Below are 21210 nucleotides of genomic sequence, written 5' to 3'. Positions count from 1 at the left end.
GATGACGACCTCAATCTGGTCCTCTGGCGCTGGGGCGACGCCGCACCCTGCCGGCTCACCCTGATCGACGACGAAGGCCGGCTGTCGCGGTAGGGCCATTCCGGGTTCGAATTTAAAGATGCTGACGGCACGGAGCCGGCGATCCGCAACGCAACTGCACAATCAGGGCGGCTGGCCTGAAGAGCATGATGTTTTGGTCCGGGCTCAATGAAAGCGTGCGCGTTGCGGTACAGGGGGTTGCCGTGCAGGGACCGAACCTGCTCGCTACGCTTTCCCTCCCCCGCATGCCGGCTTCCTGTCATCCAAGGAAGCCGGGGATCTGGTCGCGAAGCAGTTCCGAGAAGCTTTTCACCAGCCGTGATTGCCGGCTGGTGCGCAATTGGAGAAGCCAGACCCGGAAGGATACGCCCGGCTCGAAGGGACGTGCGATGATCCGCTCGGCACCGTACCAGGACATCGTCAGTTCATCGATGATGGATATACCTGTTCCCTCAGCGACGAAGCCGCAGGCAATGTCGGACTGTGTCGTCTGAACATGAAGCCGGCGGTTGACGCCGAGCGTCTCGAAAACCTCATCAATCATCATGCGGGAGGGATCTGTCCCGCCAAGGGAGATGAACGCCTCCCCCTCAAGGTCTTTGGCGTGAATAACGTCGCGATCGCGCAGGCGATGAGCGTGCGGCAAAATGCAGACCGCCCTCAGGGTGCCGACGATGCGTCCCTCCACCTCGTCGCGGTCACTGGGCAGGACCGACAGGGCAAGATCGACCTCGCGCCGCGCGATGAGATCCGCGATATTGCGCGACTGGATGGAATCCAGTGTGACATTCACTTCCGGCCGCTCTCGGCAATACTGCGAGATGATCCTCGGCAGAACCTGCCGGCTGATTGCCGGGAAGCCGGCGATGCGCAATGTCCCGTAGGTGTTGTGGCGCAGGCCCTCGGTCAGCCGCTCAAGCATCTTGACCCCCGAATAGACGCGTTCGGTCTCGGCAAAAAGAATGTCCGCCTCGGGAGTGGCTGAAATCTTGCCGTTGTGGCGGCGGAAAAGCTGAATCCCCGCCTGCTTCTCGAAGAGACGGATCATCTGGCTGACAGCAGGCTGGGAGATGCGAAGCAGCCTGGCCCCACCAACCATGCTGCCAGCGATCATGACGGCCCTGAACGCCTCAAGCTGTTTCAGATTCATGTCGCCCCCATCTATAAGAGAACCTTATATTTCATACCAATAATAGGATTGGACAGTTCGCAGACACTGAATGAAACATAGGCTCATCCTTATAAACAGGGAAGTTCGTCATCTTTACCTGTATAAGAAACTCGAATTGGAAAAGGGGAAGCCTATGTCAATCAGGAACGAAACACGCACTTTTTGCCGCGGAATTTCTGCCATGGCGGCGGTGGTTTTCACCGTATCCCTCGGTGCCGTTACGACTGCTTACGCGCAGGATCAGGATCTCGGCCTGATCAGGGAAGACGCCATTACAGTCGCGGCGACCGCTTCCTTCCCGCCGATCGTCTCGGTTGACAGCAGCGGTGCGTATGTCGGCATCGACGCCGAGATCATCGAAGCGATTGCGAAGGAACTTGGGCTCAGGGTCGAGTGGGTCAACATCAAGTTCGATGGCATTATTCCGGGCATCAGCGCTGGCCGCTTCGATGTCGGGATGACCGGCATTACCGACACCGTTGAACGCCAGCAGGTCGTCGATTTCGTCAATTACGCCGATGTCGGTTCAGGCATTATCGTCGCCAGAGGCAATCCAAAGGGCGTGAAGGGTATTGATGATATCTGTGGCCTGATCGTTGCTTCGCAGACCGGTGATCTTGCCACAACCTATGCGAAACGACAGTCGGAGAAATGTGTTGCTGAAGGACGGCCTGCCGTCACGGTCAACGAATTTCCTGAAGCCACCCAGTCCATGCTTCAGCTGCGCGGCGGTCGTGCGGACGTGATCATCCATGATTATCCGCTGTCGGCCTACAAGGTCCAGCAATCCGACGGCGTTCTTGATCTTGTCGGCGAGCAGTTCTCCGCTGCCCCTTATGGCATGGCGATCGCAAAGAACCGCGAAGCGCTGGCTCAGGCGCTGATGCGCGGTCTCGATGCCATCATCGCCAGCGGCGAATATGGGCGCATTCTCGAAAAATACGACGTGAGCCAGATCGCGATCGGCAAGGCGACCGTCAACGCGGCAGCCCGCTGACCCGCACCTGAAACGTGGCCCGGTGCCTTCCGGGTCACGCCCTATTTCTCCGGAGCGAATAGCGACAATGATAAAGGATGACTACGAGATCGTCCTCCGACGCCACCCGGGGCGGTGGGTGTTCAGCCTGCTCATCGCACTGCTGGTAGTCCTGCTGGTCTGGCAGGTGGCGCGCAACGAGATATTCCACTTTTCGACGGTGCCGGCCTATATGTTTGATCCCCGTATTCTCACGGGCGTCTGGATCACGTTGTACATCACATGCGGATCCATGCTGATCGGGCTGGTTTTGGGCATCATGCTTGCGGTGATGCGTGTGTCCGACAATCCCGTCATGCGCAGCACGGCCGGTGCGTTCATCTGGTTCTTCCGGGGAACGCCTGTTCTTGTGCAGCTGATCTTCTGGTTCAATATCGGCATCATCTTCCCAAGCATATCGCTGAGCATTCCCGGCGGCCCGGTGATGTTCGACATCTCAACCAATGCGCTGATGACGGCAACCCTCACGGCACTGCTGGGACTGGGCCTCAACGAAGGCGCCTACATGTCCGAGATCGTGCGGGCCGGCATATTGAGTGTCGATCGCGGCCAGCGCGAAGCCGCAAAGGCGCTCGGCATGCCGCCGGGCAGGGTTCTGTCGCGCATCGTGCTTCCGCAGGCGCTGCGCATCATCATCCCGCCAACCGGAAACCAGTTCATTTCGCTGCTCAAGACGTCATCGCTGATCTCGGTGATCGCGGCGGGTGATCTGCTGACCCAGGCCACCCGGATCTACAACGAGAATTTCCGCATCCTCGAACTGCTGGTCGTTGCGAGCCTCTGGTACCTGCTGCTGACCACGGTGTTCAGCATCATGCAGTTCTATATCGAGCGCCGCTATTCGCGGGGTTTTGCTGAAACGCAGGAGCCTCAGGCCCTGCAATCGCTCAGGGATTTCTTCGCCATCATGTTCGGGCGCAGCAGGAACAGGAAAGCCGGAACGCCATGAAAAAGACTGTCGTCGAGGTCCGGAACGTTTCCAAGTCTTTTGGCACGGTCAATGTGCTCAGGAATGTCAGCTTTGATGTTCTGGACGGCGAAGTGGCGTGTATCATCGGTCCTTCCGGAGCTGGAAAATCCACCGCCCTGCGCTGCATAAACCGGCTCGAAACCCAGAGCCGCGGCATGATCTATGTCGACGGCCAGCCAATGGGTTACGAGGAACGCAACGGCCGGTTCCACGAGCTGGATGAAACCGCGCTCGCACGCCAGCGTGCCCATATCGGCATGGTGTTCCAGCGCTTCAACCTGTTCCCGCATATGACGGTGCTGGAAAACATCATCGAGGCGCCGGTGATCCTGCGTGTCGCTTCCCGCAAGGAAGCGACCGCGAATGCGCGCGCATTGCTGGCCCGGGTGGGGTTGTCCGCCAAGGAAAACGAATATCCGGCACAGCTTTCCGGCGGCCAGCAGCAGCGTGTCGCCATCGTGCGGGCACTGGCGATGAAGCCACGCCTGATGCTGTTCGATGAACCGACATCGGCGCTTGATCCGGAACTGGTCGGCGAGGTGCTGGCGGTGATGAAAACGCTGGCCGAAGAAGGGATGACGATGATCCTCGTCACCCACGAGATCGGGTTCGCCCGTGAGGTCGCCGATACCGTGCATTTTATGGTCGACGGCGAAATCGTCGAGAGCGGTGCCGCGCGTTCCATCCTCACCGATCCGAAAGAAGAACGCACCCGTGCATTCCTGAGCAGAGTTATGTGAGATGGCAAACCATAATATCGAGACACCAAACAATCCCTCATACCGGTTTGCCGCGCGCGCGCTGAATTCCAGCCATGCTAGCCATGCCGCAGCAAATGATCTCGTCGAATTGTCGGGAGGCTATGCCTTTCCACGCTGCCTGCCCGATATCAGCATGGAGGCAGGCAAGGCGGCGGCGGCTCACCGAACGGAGACGATGCAATATTCCGACGTCCTTGGTCTGGAAGAGCTTCGCGACCAGATCGTCGACTATGTTGCCGCCGACGGCATCGTCTGCGCGCGCGACAATGTGATGGTCGTCAACGGCGCCAAGCATGGGCTTGATCTTGCCTGCCGGGTTTTCATCGAACCGGGCGACGCCGTCATCGTCACCGCGCCAACCTATATGACCGCGCTCAGCATCCTGCGCACGCATGAGGCTGATTTCTGGGCCATCCCGCAGGACGAGCAGGGAATGCAGGCGGATGTGCTTGAACAAAGGCTCGCGGCCGCTCAGAGCGCGGGAGATAAACTGCCCAAGCTGCTGTTTGACGTTCCTGATTTTCACAACCCGACCGGCATCACCACAAGCCTGGAGAGGCGGCACGAGTTGATCCGTCTCGCCCGGCGTTTCGGCTTCGTGATCATCGAGGACGACCCCTATCGGCGTATCCGCTTCGAGGGCGAGGCGGTGCCGCCCATGAAAAGCCTCGATGAGTCCGGCGTGGTGATTGCGCTGGGTACGGCTTCGAAAATACTGGCGCCAGGCATGCGCATCGGCTGGGTCATTGCCTCCGCGTCGATCATAGAGCGTATGGCCGCGCACAAGGCCGATGGCGGCACCAGTCCGTTCAATCAGCGCATTTTTCTCGAACTCCTCGCCGGTAATCAGGTGGCGCACCACATTGCCGCGATCATTCGCCAGTTGCGCATTCATCGGGACATGATGGTAGACGAACTGCGCCGCCATCTGCCCGAAGCGAGCGTCCATGTTCCGCAGGGCGGATATTTCCTTTGGGTGGAACTTCCGGACGACATCGATGCCGACATGCTTGCCGGTCTTGCGATAAAAAAGGGCGTGAAAACCTATTCGGGTCGCCTGTCCTATCCGCTGGAGCCTTCCAGAAATGCGCTGCGCCTTTGCTATTCCTACGAGGAGCCGGAACGCATCCGGCAGGGCGTCGAGGCTCTGGGAGAGGCATTCGCGTCGCTTCGCACAGGAGAGGTCGACAGTTCGGAACTGGAGGCTCTCGCCGACGCATCGCTAAAACTCCAGACCTTCTGATGCGTGTGAAGACCGCGGAACGGAAAGGGCTCCCGTTCCGCAGTCTGCCTCGTTCACGCGGCAATGCGCCAAACGGCTCGGAAGCCGATGGCCGAAGAACTGCAGGGCTATGTGCCCCAAGTCCCTTTTTGTCAAGAATTTTGCTGGACAACGGTCCCAGACAGGTTCGTGACGCTCCCTAAAGACGAGGAGAGCGCCAGACCCTGTTTCGCGATCAAAACCTGTAATTCAGGCCGATCCTGAAGGTGTGGAAGTCGAGCGCGTTCGACGCGCGGCGGCCCGTTGTGGGGCTGCCCTGATGGTGAACCGGTCCGTAGACATCCGCCTCAAAAGGATCGCAGAAGCCCGGGATCATGTCACACATCGCATCGCCGAAGATCTCGCGGTTCGGGTTTTCCCTCCACTCCTTGCCGATCACTTCCTGTGTCACGTAGTCCCGGGTCACGCCAGCACGCGCCTTGTCGAACCTGAAGCCCTTTCGCGAAAAGCCGCTGTATGAATAATCGGCATTGATGGACCATCGCTCGTTGAGCGCATATTCTGCACCGCCGCCGAACGTATATCCGATGCGCGTGGCCGAATCCTTCTCCACGAAGACCACATCCGTCGTGTCCTGCATGACTTCCTGGATGGCAAACTGATCCCGCCACTGGGTTTCCTTTGCAAAGGCGACACCGCCCGATCCGTAGAGCATCCACCTGTTGTCAAACGCATAGCCGACGCGACCGCGCAAGGCGGCTGTCCAGTCGATATTGTAGTGGGTATTCGCCTGAAGCCCTTCTCCGGGCAGTCCAACGGAGCTTGTCCAGCTTTCCGTCGTTGCCGCTCCCTGCGCTCCATTGAGATAGCTTTTCGTCCAGCCCGCCTCTGCGCCCAGAACCAGCCCGTTGCCAAACTGCCAGTTGTAGCCGGCCTGCACGCCAAAATTCATACCGTTGAGGTTCAGATCGGCGGATTCCGTTGCCGCTACGTCTGGTGCCGTGCCGTCGAGCGAGGTCGTGTTCCCCCATGTGCGGCCAACACCGGTGCCAAAATGAAACCCGGCATAGGCGCCGGTCCAGTCCACCTTGCCGCCCTTGAGGTCCCGGATAAAGGGCGCTGAGAAATGCGGAAGGGTCTGGTTTCCGCCAAAGGTACCCGTCAGGCCTGCATAAAATGTTCGCCCCGGGCCAGGTTGGCGGACAAGGCTCAGGGGATCGACATAATACTGGTCGGTCAGGTTCTCGACACGGACGGTTGCCGTGAGACTGTCCGAGACCCTGTATTCGGCGAATACGTCAACCAGCGTGTATGGCTTCCACGACACCAGCGAAATGAACTGCATCGCCCCGGTGGTGGTGACCTGCCCATGGCCGGCAGCGCGGGGGCCGACATGGAGCATGCGGCCGCCAAGCGTCAGGCGGTCGTCGAAGAGTTTCTGCGACAGCGACAGGTCGACGGAATATTCCGGTGGGACCTGATTGGTGGCATAGTCGCCATAGAGCGTGGCATTGGCACAGGTTCCGGCCGCATAGCAGAAATCGACGCCGAGATAATAGTTTGCGTTCAGTTCTGCCGTGAAGCCGCCGTTCTCGTAACGGCCGGTCAGTTCGATGCCGGAAAATTTCGCGCGATCGATGTTGTGGACATACATGCCGACATTTTGCGTGCCGCCAAGCGTGCCGTATTCGCGCGAAATGTAATCCTTCACATCCCAGTTGAAATAGCCAAGCTTGAGCATGGCGCTGTCGCCGGAGGACAGAAGGCCGTCCGTTGTAAAGTTCGCGCCAACGTCCCAGCTGTTGTTGCGCTCGGGGCTGAGATTTCCCGTGGGCACAACGAAAGTTCCGCCTGCCTCCACGATGCTCGGCATGCGCATCGCGCTGGCATAATTCGCATAAAGCTGGACGCCGCGGAGAGGCTCAAGCGTCAGGCCGACAGCCGGGGTGAAGCCACCATCGTTGCGTTTGCGCGATGCACCGTAATCGATGATGGGAACCTTGCGATCATCCGACCAGTAGTGCGAATAGCGCATTCCGGCATTCACCGTCAGCCAGTCGAGCGGTTTGTAAGCGAGGCGGGCATATGCTCCGGCCTCCTGCCTTGCGGCGTCGCGGATGACCGACCCGCGGCTGCCTTGCCCGGGAACCATCACGAGAGCATGTTTTGTCGGGCTGGTGTCCTCGGCGGTGTAGGAAAGACCGTATGAAAGATCGAGCGAGCCATATCCGGCAAGATCGAAACGCGACGTGTTGGCGACATCCCCACCCCACAGCAGCGAGTCGGAGCCTGCGCGGAAGTCGGTAGGCAGGCCCAGATCTTCCGGTTTGTTTTTGCCCTGGTCCCGCGGTGCGTAGCGCTGCCGCAGATGCGACACCCAGCCATTCACCGTCAGGTCGATGAGTTCGTTGTCCGCCGGCTGCCAGCGATACCGCAATGTGCCGGTATCGAGCCCCACCCCCGTGGTCAGGCGCTGTTGCACAGGCTGGATACGTTCGGTGCTTAACAGGGATGCCAGCAGGTCTCCGCCCTCGCTGCGGAAACCTGTATAGCCAAGATGCAGCGTTTGCTCATTCTCCAGATGCAACGTGGCTTTGGCCAGCCACGACTGCGTTTCGAGCTGCGTGTTCAGCACTTCCTCGCCGGGCCGGTAGTTGGTTATTCCTTCATTCTGATAGTAATTCTCCCAGGAGCGATCATCACAGATGCCGCCGGAATAGCAGTATGGCCGGGGCCCGAGATTGACCGGCGAGGCTGCCGGCCCGTTCCTGCCCGCATGATAGTTGCCCTGCTTTCGATATGCATATCCGGCCAGCAGGTCATAGTTCTCATCCTTTGTTGCGGCCACGACGCTGCCTGAGCCGCTGCTGGGCTGCAAAAGCCCCGGACGATCCAGACCCTGACCGGAGGCGACAGGCACCTTCGGCTCCAGCCATGGAACGATGGGCCACGCATAGCCGCCAACCGCCCCCTGCTCCGGCTTCGATGTGTTGGTGCCGAAACCGCCTTTGACGCGTACCCCCCAGGTGTCGCCGGGCCTGACGATGTCGTCGGCAGTCAAAGTGCGCAAAGCCACGCTGCCGGCGATGCCGCGCGATGAAACGTCCGCGCCCCTGATGACATCCACGCCGGCGATCAGGTCGGGGTCAAGAAAGGTGCGATTGGAAATGCCCTGATAGCCCTGACTGATCTGAAGCGCGTTCTCGGCGCCGTCCACGCTGACCTGAACACGCCCCATCCCCTGCATGCCGCGGATGTTGACGTCGACGGAACCGGCGCCGTTGCGCGCCTCGCCTGACAGCACGCCCGGCGTGCCACGAAATATGTCGGCCGGGCTCGATCCCCGGAAGCGTTCGATGCGCTCGGCCGGAATGTGGCTCGCTGCGGCAGCCGTCTCGAACGGCGTGTAGACCGTGCTCGCACCGCCGCCCTGTATGTTGATGGTGTTAAGAACTGTCGAGCCGTCTGGTGGCGGAGTGCCGGCGGCGGGTGTTGCGTGGGCAGCGGAGACGCGATCCTGCAAGACGATCGAGCGGGGACCCGAAACACGATAACTCACATCCGTTCCGGCAAGCAGGCGCGACACCGCCTGTTGCGGCGTCATGCTGCCGCTGAGCGGGGCACTGGTGCCGGACAGGTCGAAGGCATAAGCGATACGCCAGCCGGAAACCTTCCCCACATCGGCCAGAGCCGAAGCCAGCGGCTTTGCCGGGATGTCGAACTGATAGGCTTGTTCACTCGACGAGGCCTGAGCATGGGCGAGCCCCGGGCAGCCCGGCATTGCCGCCAGTGCTGCGGTGCTGCAAAGCAGGAGCGCAGCGACATTCCTGATACGATTCTTGTGGTTCGACCCCGACATCACGACTCCCCGAGCGAGCGGGGACATCCGTCATCCCCTACCCTTAAAACGAATGACGGAGGCAAGACCTCATGGTCGGGTCAAAAAATCCTGAGAAAAAAGCGCGACTTTAAAACATGAGGGTTACGAGAGGCAGCGCGCGGACGACGGTCGCATCCACCGCAGCCGCGATCGTGTCGAGCGACCCGTCTACATCGTCCAGCGAAAACGTGCCGGAAATCCGCCTGCCGGAAACGCTTCCTCTCACGAGAAGCCGCTGTGAGGTGTGCCGGCCGAGCGCGGCAATGACATCGGAAACCGGTACCTGACGAACGACCAGCCGCCCCGACAACCAGGCGAGTGAGGCGTCGAGGTCGGCTTCTTCCACTGTGCCTCCGGCCCCGGAGGTGACCGCTATCTGTTGCCCCGGCGTCAGATGACGGGACGTCCGGTCATGGGCGCCCCTCACCGCAACCTCGCCGTGCTCGACCGCCACCGTCGTCCGGCCGGACTTGCGGTCGACATTGAAACCCGTCCCGACCACCCGTATCTGGTCGCCATCGACATCGACAGTGAAGGCCGGCGTGCTGCCTGGCGTGACCTCGAAGAAAGCCTCTCCGCGCAGCAGGCGCACATGCCGGCGCGTGGTATCGAAGTCGAAGGCAATCGCCGTATCGGCCCCTACCCTTGCCACGGAGCCGTCCGGGAGCCTCACCGGCATCACATAGGCGTGTCCCGAGACGACATCGGCCTGCAGGTCTTCCAGAAAATGGGGATTGACCACCCAGACCGCGAACACGGCGACCGCGCCTGCACAGGTCGCCGTCAGCCATGCCTTAGGCGACATCATTTGCCGGGCCACCACGCCGCGCGGAGGTGAGGAGGCCGCGGCCTGTTGCGCTGGTTTCTCCAGGCGCGCCCAAAGCACCCGCATTTCATCCCAGGCCAACCGGTTGGCAGGATCGACATTCAGCCAGTGCTCCAGCTCGCGACGCTCATCAGGCGTGAGCGAGCCGCCCGTCTGCTTCGCCAGCCACAGTGCAGCGATATCCCTTTGTTCCTCAGTCGTATTGCGGCTTGGCGGCATCCATCCCCCTGGCTCGACCTCTCTTATCGTCCCCCGGCTTATCCCAGCTGGCCAATGGATAAACGAGCCTTTTAATCTGATAACGTCCGAGGAAAAAATCCTCACAGATGAAAAACCATTCGCCTCAGCCAGGTCAGTCGGACAGCGCCTTCTGACAATGGCGCATGGCGCGGGCAACATGCTTTTCGACCGAGCTCACGGAAATGCCGTATCGTTTGCCGATGTCGGCATTCGACATGCCGTGAACCCGGCGCAACAGGAAAATATCCCGTGTCATGCGTCCCAGCTCCATGAGCTTTTGATCAAGTTCCAGAAGCGCCTGACGGCCCGCAACTATCGAATCCGGTGTCGGAACATCGCAGGCAAGTTGCTCCGGCATTATGCGTCGAAGGAGTTCCCGTCGGCGCTTCTGCGTCCTCACATGGTCGATCGTCGCATTTCGGGCCGACACATACAGGATCCTGACGCTTTCTTCGTGAGTTCTTTCCTGATCGCCGTTCAGCACCCGCGAGAATACATCCTGCACGATATCGGACGCCACTTCCCGATCGCCAGTGGATCGCGTCACCAGAGATTCCAGCTTTTGCCTATGTTGCTCGAAAAGACGCGCCAGACGCTGGCTCCAGCCGGTCATTCGTCTGCTTCTTTCAAAAGGCCAGGCATGAGACACCGACTGGTTCCCCGCTTTCAGAAGCGGATCGGATGATAAAAGTTGTGTTTCTTAATCATGTTTAGGAAGGGACCACAATCCGTATGAATCTCAACGTCAGGACAGATCCGGTCCATGGATGCGGGCTTGAGCGGATTCCGGCCTTTGGCGGGGCAGTCCATGCAGCCTCTCCATCGCGACGGTCGGATTTTGGTATTTGCAGACAAGCGGCTGGTTAGAGACTTCCATCTGCTGAGGTTGAGATGCCCTGTTCAACAGATGCCACCGACGATGGCGGAACAGGACGGGCTGACATGACGCGATACTCTTCCAGAAAAGGAGTCGCTGCGAAGAGAGCGTCTTCAGCCCGTTGCGAGGGCTGCGGCTGCGCACCTTGCGGCAAGGAGGCGGCCACACACACCACCCTCAGCTTTTCCGGCTTCCATGAACTGCCAGTCGTGCCAGCAGGATCGCTACCAGGATGGCCGCCGCAACATTGTAGCTCATGCCGGAGACGAAGGCCGAGGCGTAGCGCGCGGCCTGTAATTCGGCACCCTCCCAGAGCGCTGCACCGAAAAGGATGCCGACGAGGGCCACGCCGAGCGCCGCGCCGACCTGCTGGAGGGTGGAGATGACGCCCGATGCCATTCCGGCATGACCTTCCTCCACGAAGCCGAGCACGAGGTTGAGCAGAGGCGTCATGATCATCGCCTGCGCCCCGCCGATGACGATCAGCACCGGGATAAGATGCGCCACCACAAGATCGGCGTCGGCAATCCACACCTGCCCTACCAGCACTCCGAGTGAGGCCGCATATACCAGCGCGCCCAGAGCAATGGCAGGTGTGCCGAAACGTGCCACAAGGCGCGGAGCGCTGAGCGAGAGGATGACGAAAGCGATGGAGCAGGGCACGAAGGCGCTGCCTGCATCGAAGGGGCTGAGGCCAAAACCCGTCTGCACCAGAAGCGCGAAGCAGAGAAAGAAGGATGAGGCCGTCGAATAGATCAGGAGCACCAACAGTCCACCCTGGGCAAAGCGCGGCTGACGCATCAGCGCCATGTCGACGAGAGGCTGATGGCCGGCTTTGCGGCGACGTTCCTGATGGCGATAGAAGGTGGTGAGCAGGAGTGCAGCCCCGGCAAGCGACAGGAAACTCCAGAGCTGCCAGCCATGTGTCGGAGCCTCGACCAGCGGCACGAGAAGCATCGTCAGCCCGAGGGTAACCAACGCCACACCCGGCCAGTCGAGCGCCGGACGTTCAGGCGAACGCGTCTCCGGTATGAACCGCGCCATCAGGATTGCGAATATTCCGACAGGCACGTTGATGAGGAAGATCGTGCGCCATCCAAGATCGAAGATGTTGGCTTCAACCAGAAAGCCACCGACGATTTGTCCTGCAATGGCGGCCAGCCCGAGCGTCATGCCGAGAAAGCCGAAGGCGCGGCGGCTGTCCTCGCCGGAAAAATTCACCCGGATCGAGGCATAAACCTGCGGGAAGAGCAACGCCGCCGCCAACCCCTGCAATACGCGCGCGCCGATCAGGATTTCGACGGTTGGAGCAATCCCGCAAAAAAGCGATGCGACTGTGAACCCGGCCATGCCGAGAATGAACAGCCTCCGCCGCCCATGGAGATCGCCAAGCCGCCCGCCTGTAACCAGCAGGACGCCGAAGGCCAGTTCGTAACCCGCCACGATGAACCCGATCTGCGACAGGCTCGCTCCAAGTTCCGCCTGCATGGAAGGGATCGCGACATTGACCACGAAAAGATCGAAAATCGTCACGAACCCGGCCAGCAGCAGGATGAACAGGCCAGGCCATGGCGGCCGTCGGACAGCTTCGGGAGGAATGGGGGAAAGGCGTTCGGTGGTGCAGGCCTCGGAACTCATCTGGCGTCCTCGTGTGTTGACGCACCAGCGATTCCACGGACATTATCCTTTTACAATTTAACTGCTTATGCTGTTGCTTTTTGTAATGGGCGAACCGATGCGCACCCTTGAGCGAACCCGACCAGAGCTTGCCGATTTCCTGCGCACGCGCCGGGAGCGGCTGTTACCGGAAGACGTTGGCCTTCCATCCGGCAAGCGTCGGCGAACACCCGGGCTGCGGAGGGAGGAAGTTGCCGCCCTCGCAGGGGTCGGACTGACCTGGTACACATGGCTTGAGCAAGGCCGCGAGATTGGGGTTTCTGCCGATTTCCTCGACAATCTTGCCCGCGTGCTCAAACTCGATGCCGCCGAACGAAGGCATCTGTTTCTGCTCGCCCACGAGCGTCCGCCGGCAGAACCCGGCAAGACGTTCTGTATCGTGCCGGCACTCGCCGCCCGACTGGTGGAAGACCTTGCTCCCCACGCCGCCTATATCATTAACCTGCGCTGGGACGTGCTGGCTTTCAACGATCCCGCCGACTCGCTGTTCGGGTTCAATGGCCATGAACCCGGCCAGCGAAACATGCTACGGCTGCTTTTTACGGATTCCGCGCTGCGCGATGCGATCGTTGACTGGGAAGAACAGGCGCCGGCGATGCTGGCGAGCTTCCGCCGTGATTTCGCCGCCGCACGGGAAGATGCCGATGCCGGAAGGCTGGTGGCGGAACTGGAGGCGGTTTCGCGCGCGTTCAAAAGCTGGTGGCGCAGTCAGGACGTCCATGCGCCTTGCACCGGCACCCGGGTGATCCGTGTCGGGGGGAAGCCCCTGGAGTTTGAGCACACATCGCTTACCGTTGATGGCGGACAGCATCTGCGCCTCGTCGTCTACGCGCAAAAACGCTGACCACGCTGCATGTAGGCAAGAAAGTGTCCATGCGCCTGCGGCGCCGTGACGAGGCTGTTGGCGCGCTTTCGGCTGGAGAACTCTTGTCGGCTGAGCGGACTAATATCGGTGACAGCAGTCAACAATCGCGGTAGTGTTCTGGCACAGGTAGGACTGGAGATTGCTGATCAAAACGGATAATCGCTTGAACTGTTGGCTGGCTTTTCCAAGCCGAGGGCGCTGCTCCCAGTGGGAGAGAGTACTCTTCACGCTCTCGCTGCCTCTCTGACGTAGTCGTTACGCAAAAGATGCCGGACCTTGGGAATAGCAACAGTAACATCTCAAAATTAGATGTTCAGATCACCAACATACCCGATTTCTTTGCGTAACGGTCGTTTCCGTTGGCGGCACTACGCTTATCGGGTTAAAGCTGAAAGCGGCCAATCTTCGCCAACACGGATGGTGCCCTCAGCAACATGCTGTGGGATTATTTTCTCGCAGTAACTCGGCGCTATCCCGATTGGTCGGAACCGTGAACGAAGCGCCCGATCAGACGCGTACCGCACGGGAATACCCGCATAAACAAGAAGGGGGCATGCGTTGGTCCCCTGCTGGAATGACGGTCTCGGGGATTTGCTCTCAGATGTCATTGTCAGATCAGCGCTCCCGTCCGGCCTGCCATTGTTCGAACCGAATCTGAATTTTTGCGCCAAAGCCGCGTAGCGGTTCAGGGGGCAGCCAGTTCGGCCCCTTCATTCTCAAGCGGTTTTCAAGGAGTTTTGAGTGCTCACCGCAGGCAAGCTCAGCCAGAAGCTCGCCATGAATGGAACCGCGGACAACGCCCGCCCCTCCACAACCCGCCGAAACGAAAACACCGGGACGCATCTCTCCAAAGATGAAGCCGCCATTATGGGAGACGGCGGTAAGCCCGCCCCAGACAAATTCCAGTTCATCATTGCGCAAATGCGGGAAGCGGTTGCGGTAAAGCGTATGAAGCATCTGCCTTACCGCTTCAGGATCATTTTCATGCTCATAGGAATCGCCGCTGCGGATAAGAAGACGACGACCCACCTTTCGCAGGGTCGTGCCCATACGATGCGCCGGCAGAATTCCCCAGTCGGCCTCCGTGCCAAGTCCCATCAGATCATGATCGTCGAGTTCCGGTGTAAAGGCTCCATAAGTATATATTCCCACCATTCTGCTGCCCCCAAAACCAAGGGCGCGGGCATGCAGATTATTGGTAAGAAAAACCCGTCCTGTACTGAAATCCCCACGGCTGGTGCGAATGGAAAACGGTGCCTTTTCTCCAATCTCAAAGACCGTTGTTTCTTCAAGAAGCCGCACATTATCCGGCAAGACATCGGCAAGACCACGATGCAATGCAGCTGGTTGTACCAATGCACGGGTCAATGAATCCAAACCATAGCGATAATAGTCCGTACCGGTCAGCCGATGGAGAGCTGACTGGTCATATTCATCAGGGGCAAGCCCCCATTTTACATATTGCTCCCGGGTTTTACGGGCGGATTTTTCCACATTTGGTGTGGCCGCGGCGGTCACGGCAACCGGCGCATCATTCCAGTCACAGCCAATATTATATCGTCTGACCTGTTTTTGCAGGATCTCGAACCCGGCTCGTGCCAGGCTAAACTGGCGATTTGCCCAATCATCTGCAAAATTTGCGGCATTGGCGCTTGGTTCACCCGGATTGATCAGCAAATAGCCGGAGTTACGACCAGACGCGCCTTCGCCCATGACAGAAGCATCGATAAGCACAACCTGATCGTTGGGCCGCAATTCTGCCAGACGACGAGCGGTCGCAAGACCTGTAAAGCCAGCCCCAATCACGATCGCAGGGAAGCCCCGCTCAGCCGGCGCTTCAGTCCGGGCAATGCGTGGTGGTAAAAGAGCATTCCATCCCGAACCGGAATTATAGGCAGGGGCGCTGGTCATGGGCTTCTCCTCACCAGTTGGCGCAGGGAAACTAGTGACCTCAAGAGAACTCGCCAATGTCACAAAGCGGCGACTTCAATAGGAGAAACTTATCAAATATTGCAGCACCGCAAGATAGGTCGCCTCGCTGCGTTCAGTCATGATTCCTGCGAACCATGCCTGCAAAAAGGAGCGAGATAATGCCCGCAGAACGCCCACCGGAGTTGGCCAGATTTCTGGACGCCCTGAAGTCCGGGTTGGCACAGGTAAAGGCTGGTGAGCCCCGCTCCATGTTGGAACGGGTCTTTACAAAGCTTGAAAGCTGCGCGCCGCCCAGAGAAAGCGGCCCTGAAAAACTGCCTGTTTGTGAGCAGCTCGCTCCTGTCCTGCTGCAACTGAACCAGCCAGGACAGGCATTGACAGGGCTGGCTCACAGCCTGATCGAGCTTGCGCCTGAGTTGCGCTGGTCAGAGCGCCCCGGACCAGCGCCCGGCGCCAACGATCTTTTCCATGGCGGACATGCCAACGCGATGATCATCGGTCCGGGCGGGATCGAAAATCGCCGCGATTTATGGATCGGCATTTCCCTTCTGGCCCCGGGCGTACGCTACCCTGACCACAATCACGCACCGCCGGAAATTTATCTCGTTTTGACTCCGGGGCGGTTTATGCAAGGAACCGGAAACTGGTTTTCGCCGGGCACAGGCGGCAGCTTTTACAATCCTCCGGGAATATTGCATGCAATGGCAGCAAAAGACGCGCAGCCTCTGGTTGCCTTGTGGGTACTCGACGTAAGCTGAGCAGGGATTGCTCCCGTCCTTCTGGCCGCATTCGCTATAGTTCCCGCCGCATTTGCACGGCATGTTCCACGCGGAAGCGGCCTTATCCCGGCTATGCTGCGACAGCAGATCACGATGACGGTTGGGTTAGCATGGACAGCGAGATCAAAGATTTCATTGCGGCTTCGACGCTTCTGTTCATTGCATCACGCAATGAACAGGGAGCACTGGACGTGTCGCCGCGCGGCGGTCAGCCCAGCGTCCTCAGCGTCACCGAAGGCGGAGAATTGCTTCTGCCCGACTACAGGGGAAACAGGAGGCTCGACACGATCAGCAATTTACTGAGCAACCCTGAAATAGCGCTGATAATCGTCAATCGTGGAACAGAGCGGTTTTTGCGCATTCACGGCAAAGGCCGTGTTTCCTTCGAGGAAGAGCATCTTGCAGCCTTTCCTTCAGATGAAAGCCTGCCGATCAGCGTGCTGGTGCTGACTCCGGAACATTGTGAATTTGTAACATCCTCAGCCTTTGAAAATGGTGGCTTGTGGCCGGAAAGACGCAGGCGGCAAGCCCCGCTTGATCTGAGCGCTATTGTACGCAGCGACAAGGCAGCACAGGCGCGGGCCGGTTTCAGGCCGGTCCCCAGAAATCCGGACGAAGAACTCCTGCTTGCCGAACACGGTATTCGCGACATCTATGGCATGTCCAGCGAAGGGGTACAGACCAAGGTTGGTGAAATTGCCGGCCCCGGCGCGCTCGAATTCATGGGCGAGGCCCGCTTCATCGTTTTTGCGCACGAAGATGCACAAGGGCGCATGCGTATTGACCTGACCGGTGAGGCGCCACTTGAAGTTTTGCCATTCCATAATCGTCAGGCCTATCGCCTGCATCTCCCGCCCGAAACGGAAACCGTTTCCGACGGAAAGAGTGCGCTGCTTTCCATTGCTGCTGGACGCAGCGAGATTTTACGCGTCAACGGAAATGTCGAGAATGAAGAAGATCTGTCCGCCCATGCCGTAAGGATTTTTCCCGAGGAAGTGTTTTTCCATTGTCCGGCCGCTTTGAACCGCTCACGCATCTGGCAAGATGACCGGCGGGTTTTCTGGGTGGGAAGGCGGCGTTTCTTCTGTGCTGAGCGCCGCCAGGAAAATCCGGATGTGGTGTCTTTCGTCCTGCGCCCGGTGGACCGCGCTCCGGTCGGTCCATTTCAGCCGGGTCAATATGTTACCGTCTCTCTGCCACATGACCCGGAGCCGGTGCCAAGACAACGTTGCTATTCTGTGTCGGGAAGACCGGATGACAACAGCCTGCGTATCAGCGTAAGGCGTATTGCCGGTGGCGGTGTATCGCAGTTGCTGCACGATACCGTCCAAGAGGGAACCGAAGTCCTGTTGGGTATACCAGCCGGGCGCTTCACATTCGAAAGTGTACCCGGCCGGCGCGTGGCGCTCATCAGCGCCGGTGTTGGTATTACGCCTCTTCTGCCCATGCTGGAGCGACTGGCTGGTGAGGAAAGCGAGCGCGAAATCTGGTTTCTTCATGCTGCGCGCGATGCAAAACACCATCTTTTCCGTGAAGAAGTATGCGCTTTGGCGGCACTTGCCGGCCAGAGATCCATCAGGCTTTTTACGGCTTATTCGCAGGCAAATGAAGGAGATATCTGTGATCATCACGGACGGATCGATGGTCAGTTACTTGCGACGCTGGTGCCGGTAGCAGAAACGGATTTCTATATCTGCGGGCCAGATACCTTCATGCATGAATTGTGCGAACAACTTGTCGGGCTGGGTGCGGTTCCTGATGCACTGCGATGGGAAAAGTTCGAGACCTCCGCAGGAGCAGGTTTTGATCTTTCGGGATATAGCGCAGCTGAGGGATGCGAAGTTACATTCGCCCGTTCCGGCAAATCAGTGAAATGGACCCCCGCCGACCAATCGCTGCTTGATCTGGCACTGGCCCAGAAAGTGAAGGTTTCTTATTCCTGTCGGGTTGGCGATTGTCAGTCCTGTCTGCAGCGCGTGATCGAAGGAGCGGTGGATTATCCAATGGGCGACATGCCCGTGCTTGCCCAGGGGCAGGTGCTGCTTTGTCAGGCCATTCCACGCGGCAAGCTGGTCATCGACTGCTGAAATACACAGTGGGCTCTCCGGTTGGTTTTTGTTCGCATCAGCTTCTCCTATGCTTCACTGAAGCCGGAGTGATGCCGGTTGCCCGACGATACATGGCCGTGAACGCGCTCGGGCTGTCATAGCCCATTTTCCACGCCACCTGCTGCACAGGTTGGCCAGCTACAAGCAAAGGCGTAGCGGCCCGCACCCTGCACGCCTGTCGCCACTCGATAAATCCGATGCCTGTTTCCGCCCGGAACAGCCGCTCAAGCAGTCGGCGGCTGGCTCCCGTCTGAATGGCCCAGTCGGCAAGGGTGCGTCGGTCGCCGGGATTGGCGAGCAAGCTCTGACAAATGCGCCGTGCGCGCAGATCCAAAGGTAGTGGAAGATCCGGGTCACCCTGAAGCAGGCGTACCAGTTCATGCAGAAGTAACGGGGCAAGGTGGGCATAAAGCTCTGCATCACGTGCAAGGTGAGGAGTTTGTGTAAGACGCTCGATCAATCCGCTTACGAAATGGTCAACTGACACGACCGCACTGTAATCCGGCAGTCCGCGTGCGAGATCCGGCCTTATATAGACCGAATGAAACAACTGTGCCTGTCGGGCCGAAACACTATGTTCAAGTCCACCAGGCAACCAGACTGCCTCCCCGGGGCCAATGGCCCACACCCGACCAGCACAACGTATTTCGGCAGGAGCTGCAAGCGCCTGCACCAGTTGCGCGCGAGGGTGGCTGTGCGTGCGTCCGCTGATGCCGCGCTCGTGCCACGAAAGACGGCCAATGACCGGATCGTCCGCTCCCTGCAGAAGATTTCCAGCATCCCGTATGGTCGATGCTGATGTCAGATCCGCGGATATGAAATCAGAACGCAATGCACAAAACCTTCCGGTTGCAACCTGCACCATCTGAGACATCAGCATATCTGGACTGTCTGCCCGCAGCTTACAAGTCTGAAAGAAACCGTCCAGACAGCGATCAATCCATAAGTCTTACCTATCGCTTTCGCCTTACTCTCATATTGAAATGATATGATAACACGCCATGCTTTTCTGATCTGGTCAGCTTGCGAGCCGCAAGGATTTTAACTGCAGTCCAGCACGAAGATGACCAGCTGGAATTTCGATGGGGGAACAGACGCAAAGTGGCCAGCACCAACAGCAATCCGAGCACGACCTTTGCCTGTGAAAAGGGGCCTGTTACCGGAACCCGCGGAGTTGCCGTAACCAACCATCCGCTTGCTTCGGCCGCGGCTATGGAGATTTTCGCGGCCGGTGGGAATGCTTTCGACGCCACCGTGGCTTCTCTTTTCGCCCTGACTGTCGTCGAGCCGATGATGGTGGGAATTTTCGGTGGCGGCACGTCAGTCGTGCATTTGGCGGGTGGCGATGTGCACGTCTATGATGGTCTCGCCACGGCGCCCGCTTCGACACGTCCCGACAGCTATACGCCTGTCGCCGACAGCTGGCCGGACTACATGGAAACCAGGGGCCGTGAAAACCGTGTCGGCCCACGCGCCATCGCAGTTCCCGGCAACCTGATTGCCTGGTGCGAGATGGCGCAAGAACATGGTCGTCTGCCTCTGGAACAATTGCTTGAGCCTGCGATCCGGCATGCAGAAAAAGGCTTTCTGCTTTCGCCATATCTGGCAACTTGTATTGCCGAGATCGCACCGGATTTACTGCTCGATCCTGCAATCGCGGCAATTTTCATGCCCGGTGGATTGCCATTGAAGGCTGGCGACCGGCTGGCTCAGAAGGACTATGCCCAAACGCTGCGCGCCATTGCTGAAGGCGGCCCTGCAGCTTTGCTGCAAGGTGAAACAGGCGAAAAGCTTCGTGCTTTTCTGAACGACTCAGGCACATGGGTAACCGAAGAAGATATCCGCAATTATCGTGTTATACGGCGCGATCCGGTTGTGGGTACCTATCGGGGTCATGAGATAATTGGTCCGCCGCCGCCATGTTCCGGTGGGGTCCAGACACTTCAGGTCCTGAACCTGCTGGAGCCCACGGATGTCGCAGCTTCCGGTTTCGGCACCGAGGCGACACTGCACCGGCTGATCGAGGCATTGAAGATCGCTGCCGCCGACCGGCTGGCGGTCACTGCGGATCCCGCCTTTGTCGAAGTACCGCTTGAGCGGCTGATTTCCAAAGGCTATGCGGCTGAACGCGCAGGCGATATCGATCCTGACAAAGCACGGCAGCAAGCCGCCCGCATTCTCACCAATGAATCCGCTAATACGACCCATGTGACCATCGCCGACGGCGAAGGCAACGTTGTCTGCTCGACACAGACCATCAACAGCCTGTTCGGCGCGCGGGTGATCATTCCCGGCACTGGCATCATTCCGAACAACTACATGTATCTGTTCGATCCGCATCCCGGAAAAGCGCTTTCGCTGGCTCCCGGCAAGCGCATCACCAGCGGCATTACCGCCCTGATCGTGCGGCGGGATGGCAAACCTGCCTTTGCCCTCGGTCTGCCGGGCGCACATCGTATTCCGGCTTCGGCGATGCAAGGCGTCATCAATCTTATCGACCATGGCATGAGCTTGCAGGAAGCGGTTGAAGCACCGCGCATCTTCACATGGGGGCAGGAGGTCGAGGTCGAGACCGGGTTTCCAGAAGCGACCAGACAGGCGCTGGCTGACAAAGGCCACACGATCAGCCCCGTCGATCACGTCGCCGGAGGCATGGGAGCAATCCGCTTCCACGAAAATGGTGTCATGGAAGGGGCCTCTTGCTGGCGTGCTGATGGCGTGCCGATGGCGGCCGGGGGAGGAACAGCACGTGCCAATACTTCTTTCTGGCCCGACCCGCGTCGTGGACGCGTCTATTGACGTCATACCACATTTTTAAAATCAGACC

General features: G+C 59.1%; 15 protein-coding genes and 1 pseudogene. 9 read left to right on the top strand and 7 right to left on the bottom strand.

The features are described from left to right. Window positions 1-93 (top strand): annotated as a pseudogene (locus HNR59_RS20875) (RES family NAD+ phosphorylase); the annotation flags it as partial. Between the two features lie 205 nt (window positions 94-298). Here the strand turns inward: HNR59_RS20875 and HNR59_RS20450 are convergent. Further along, entirely contained in the window at window positions 299-1189 is an 891-nt protein-coding gene (locus HNR59_RS20450; protein ID WP_183833156.1) for a LysR substrate-binding domain-containing protein, read from the bottom strand. 202 nt (window positions 1190-1391) lie between these two features. On the opposite strand from HNR59_RS20450, the gene HNR59_RS20445 reads away from it, so the two are divergent. The 4 genes from HNR59_RS20445 (at window position 1392) to HNR59_RS20430 (ending at window position 5220) form a co-directional block, all read left to right on the top strand. Beyond that, on the top strand, window positions 1392-2207 hold the full coding sequence (locus tag HNR59_RS20445; protein ID WP_183833154.1) for an ABC transporter substrate-binding protein: 816 nt from the start codon (window positions 1392-1394) through the stop codon (window positions 2205-2207). Window positions 2208-2274: 67 nt separating this feature from the next. After that, a complete protein-coding gene (locus tag HNR59_RS20440) occupies window positions 2275-3195 on the top strand; it encodes an amino acid ABC transporter permease (protein WP_183833152.1) in 921 nt (306 codons plus the stop codon). After that, entirely contained in the window at window positions 3192-3956 is a 765-nt protein-coding gene (locus HNR59_RS20435; protein WP_183833150.1) for an amino acid ABC transporter ATP-binding protein, read from the top strand. The genes HNR59_RS20440 and HNR59_RS20435 overlap by 4 nt, the downstream gene beginning before the upstream one ends. 1 nt (window position 3957) lies before the next feature. Beyond that, the gene (locus HNR59_RS20430; protein ID WP_183833148.1) at window positions 3958-5220 is read left to right on the top strand and encodes an aminotransferase-like domain-containing protein; all 1263 of its coding nucleotides are present in this window, start codon (window positions 3958-3960) and stop codon (window positions 5218-5220) included. 214 nt (window positions 5221-5434) lie between these two features. Here the strand turns inward: HNR59_RS20430 and HNR59_RS20425 are convergent, their stop codons facing one another. The 4 genes from HNR59_RS20425 to HNR59_RS20410 all read right to left on the bottom strand — a co-directional run bounded on the left by HNR59_RS20425 (window position 5435) and on the right by HNR59_RS20410 (window position 12660). Beyond that, window positions 5435-9058 carry a TonB-dependent receptor domain-containing protein gene (locus HNR59_RS20425; protein ID WP_183833146.1) on the bottom strand — a complete coding sequence of 1208 codons (3624 nt, stop codon included), beginning with the start codon at window positions 9056-9058 and terminating at the stop codon, window positions 5435-5437. 109 nt (window positions 9059-9167) lie between these two features. Then, window positions 9168-10124: a FecR domain-containing protein gene (locus HNR59_RS20420; protein WP_183833144.1), complete on the bottom strand. Its 957-nt coding sequence runs from the start codon at window positions 10122-10124 to the stop codon at window positions 9168-9170. A gap of 133 nt (window positions 10125-10257) precedes the next feature. Next, complete coding sequence (locus HNR59_RS20415; RefSeq protein WP_183833142.1) at window positions 10258-10758, bottom strand: RNA polymerase sigma factor; 501 nt, start codon at window positions 10756-10758, stop codon at window positions 10258-10260. Window positions 10759-11199: 441 nt separating this feature from the next. Then, window positions 11200-12660, bottom strand: a complete 1461-nt coding sequence (locus HNR59_RS20410) for an MFS transporter (protein ID WP_183833139.1) — start codon at window positions 12658-12660, stop codon at window positions 11200-11202. A 97-nt stretch (window positions 12661-12757) separates the two neighbouring features. Between HNR59_RS20410 and HNR59_RS20405 the strand changes: the two genes are divergently transcribed. Continuing rightward, entirely contained in the window at window positions 12758-13543 is a 786-nt protein-coding gene (locus tag HNR59_RS20405) for a helix-turn-helix transcriptional regulator (RefSeq protein WP_183833137.1), read from the top strand. 636 nt (window positions 13544-14179) lie between these two features. Here HNR59_RS20405 and HNR59_RS20400 read toward each other — a convergent pair. Continuing rightward, entirely contained in the window at window positions 14180-15475 is a 1296-nt protein-coding gene (locus HNR59_RS20400; RefSeq protein WP_183833135.1) for an NAD(P)/FAD-dependent oxidoreductase, read from the bottom strand. A 179-nt stretch (window positions 15476-15654) separates the two neighbouring features. Between HNR59_RS20400 and HNR59_RS20395 the strand changes: the two genes are divergently transcribed. Both HNR59_RS20395 and HNR59_RS20390 read left to right on the top strand, forming a co-directional pair. Beyond that, window positions 15655-16254 (top strand): dimethylsulfonioproprionate lyase family protein, encoded by a 600-nt coding sequence (locus tag HNR59_RS20395; protein WP_246374893.1) that lies wholly within the window; start codon window positions 15655-15657, stop codon window positions 16252-16254. Window positions 16255-16385: 131 nt separating this feature from the next. Then, window positions 16386-18362, top strand: coding sequence for an FAD-binding oxidoreductase (locus HNR59_RS20390; protein WP_183833133.1), 1977 nt, complete (start codon window positions 16386-16388; stop codon window positions 18360-18362). 37 nt (window positions 18363-18399) lie between these two features. On the opposite strand, the gene HNR59_RS20385 is transcribed toward HNR59_RS20390, so the two are convergent. Beyond that, complete coding sequence (locus tag HNR59_RS20385; protein WP_183833131.1) at window positions 18400-19257, bottom strand: helix-turn-helix transcriptional regulator; 858 nt, start codon at window positions 19255-19257, stop codon at window positions 18400-18402. Between the two features lie 227 nt (window positions 19258-19484). Here HNR59_RS20385 and ggt point away from each other — a divergent pair, with 227 nt between their 5' ends. Then, window positions 19485-21182, top strand: coding sequence for a gamma-glutamyltransferase (gene ggt, locus HNR59_RS20380; protein ID WP_343060883.1), 1698 nt, complete (start codon window positions 19485-19487; stop codon window positions 21180-21182). Window positions 21183-21210 lie beyond the last annotated feature (28 nt).

It is taken from the genome of Aquamicrobium lusatiense (assembly GCF_014201615.1).
In the GTDB taxonomy this organism is placed as follows: domain Bacteria; phylum Pseudomonadota; class Alphaproteobacteria; order Rhizobiales; family Rhizobiaceae; genus Mesorhizobium; species Mesorhizobium lusatiense.
The sequence above is the reverse complement of the archived record's forward strand: the minus strand, read 5'-3'. Positions and strand labels throughout refer to the sequence as shown.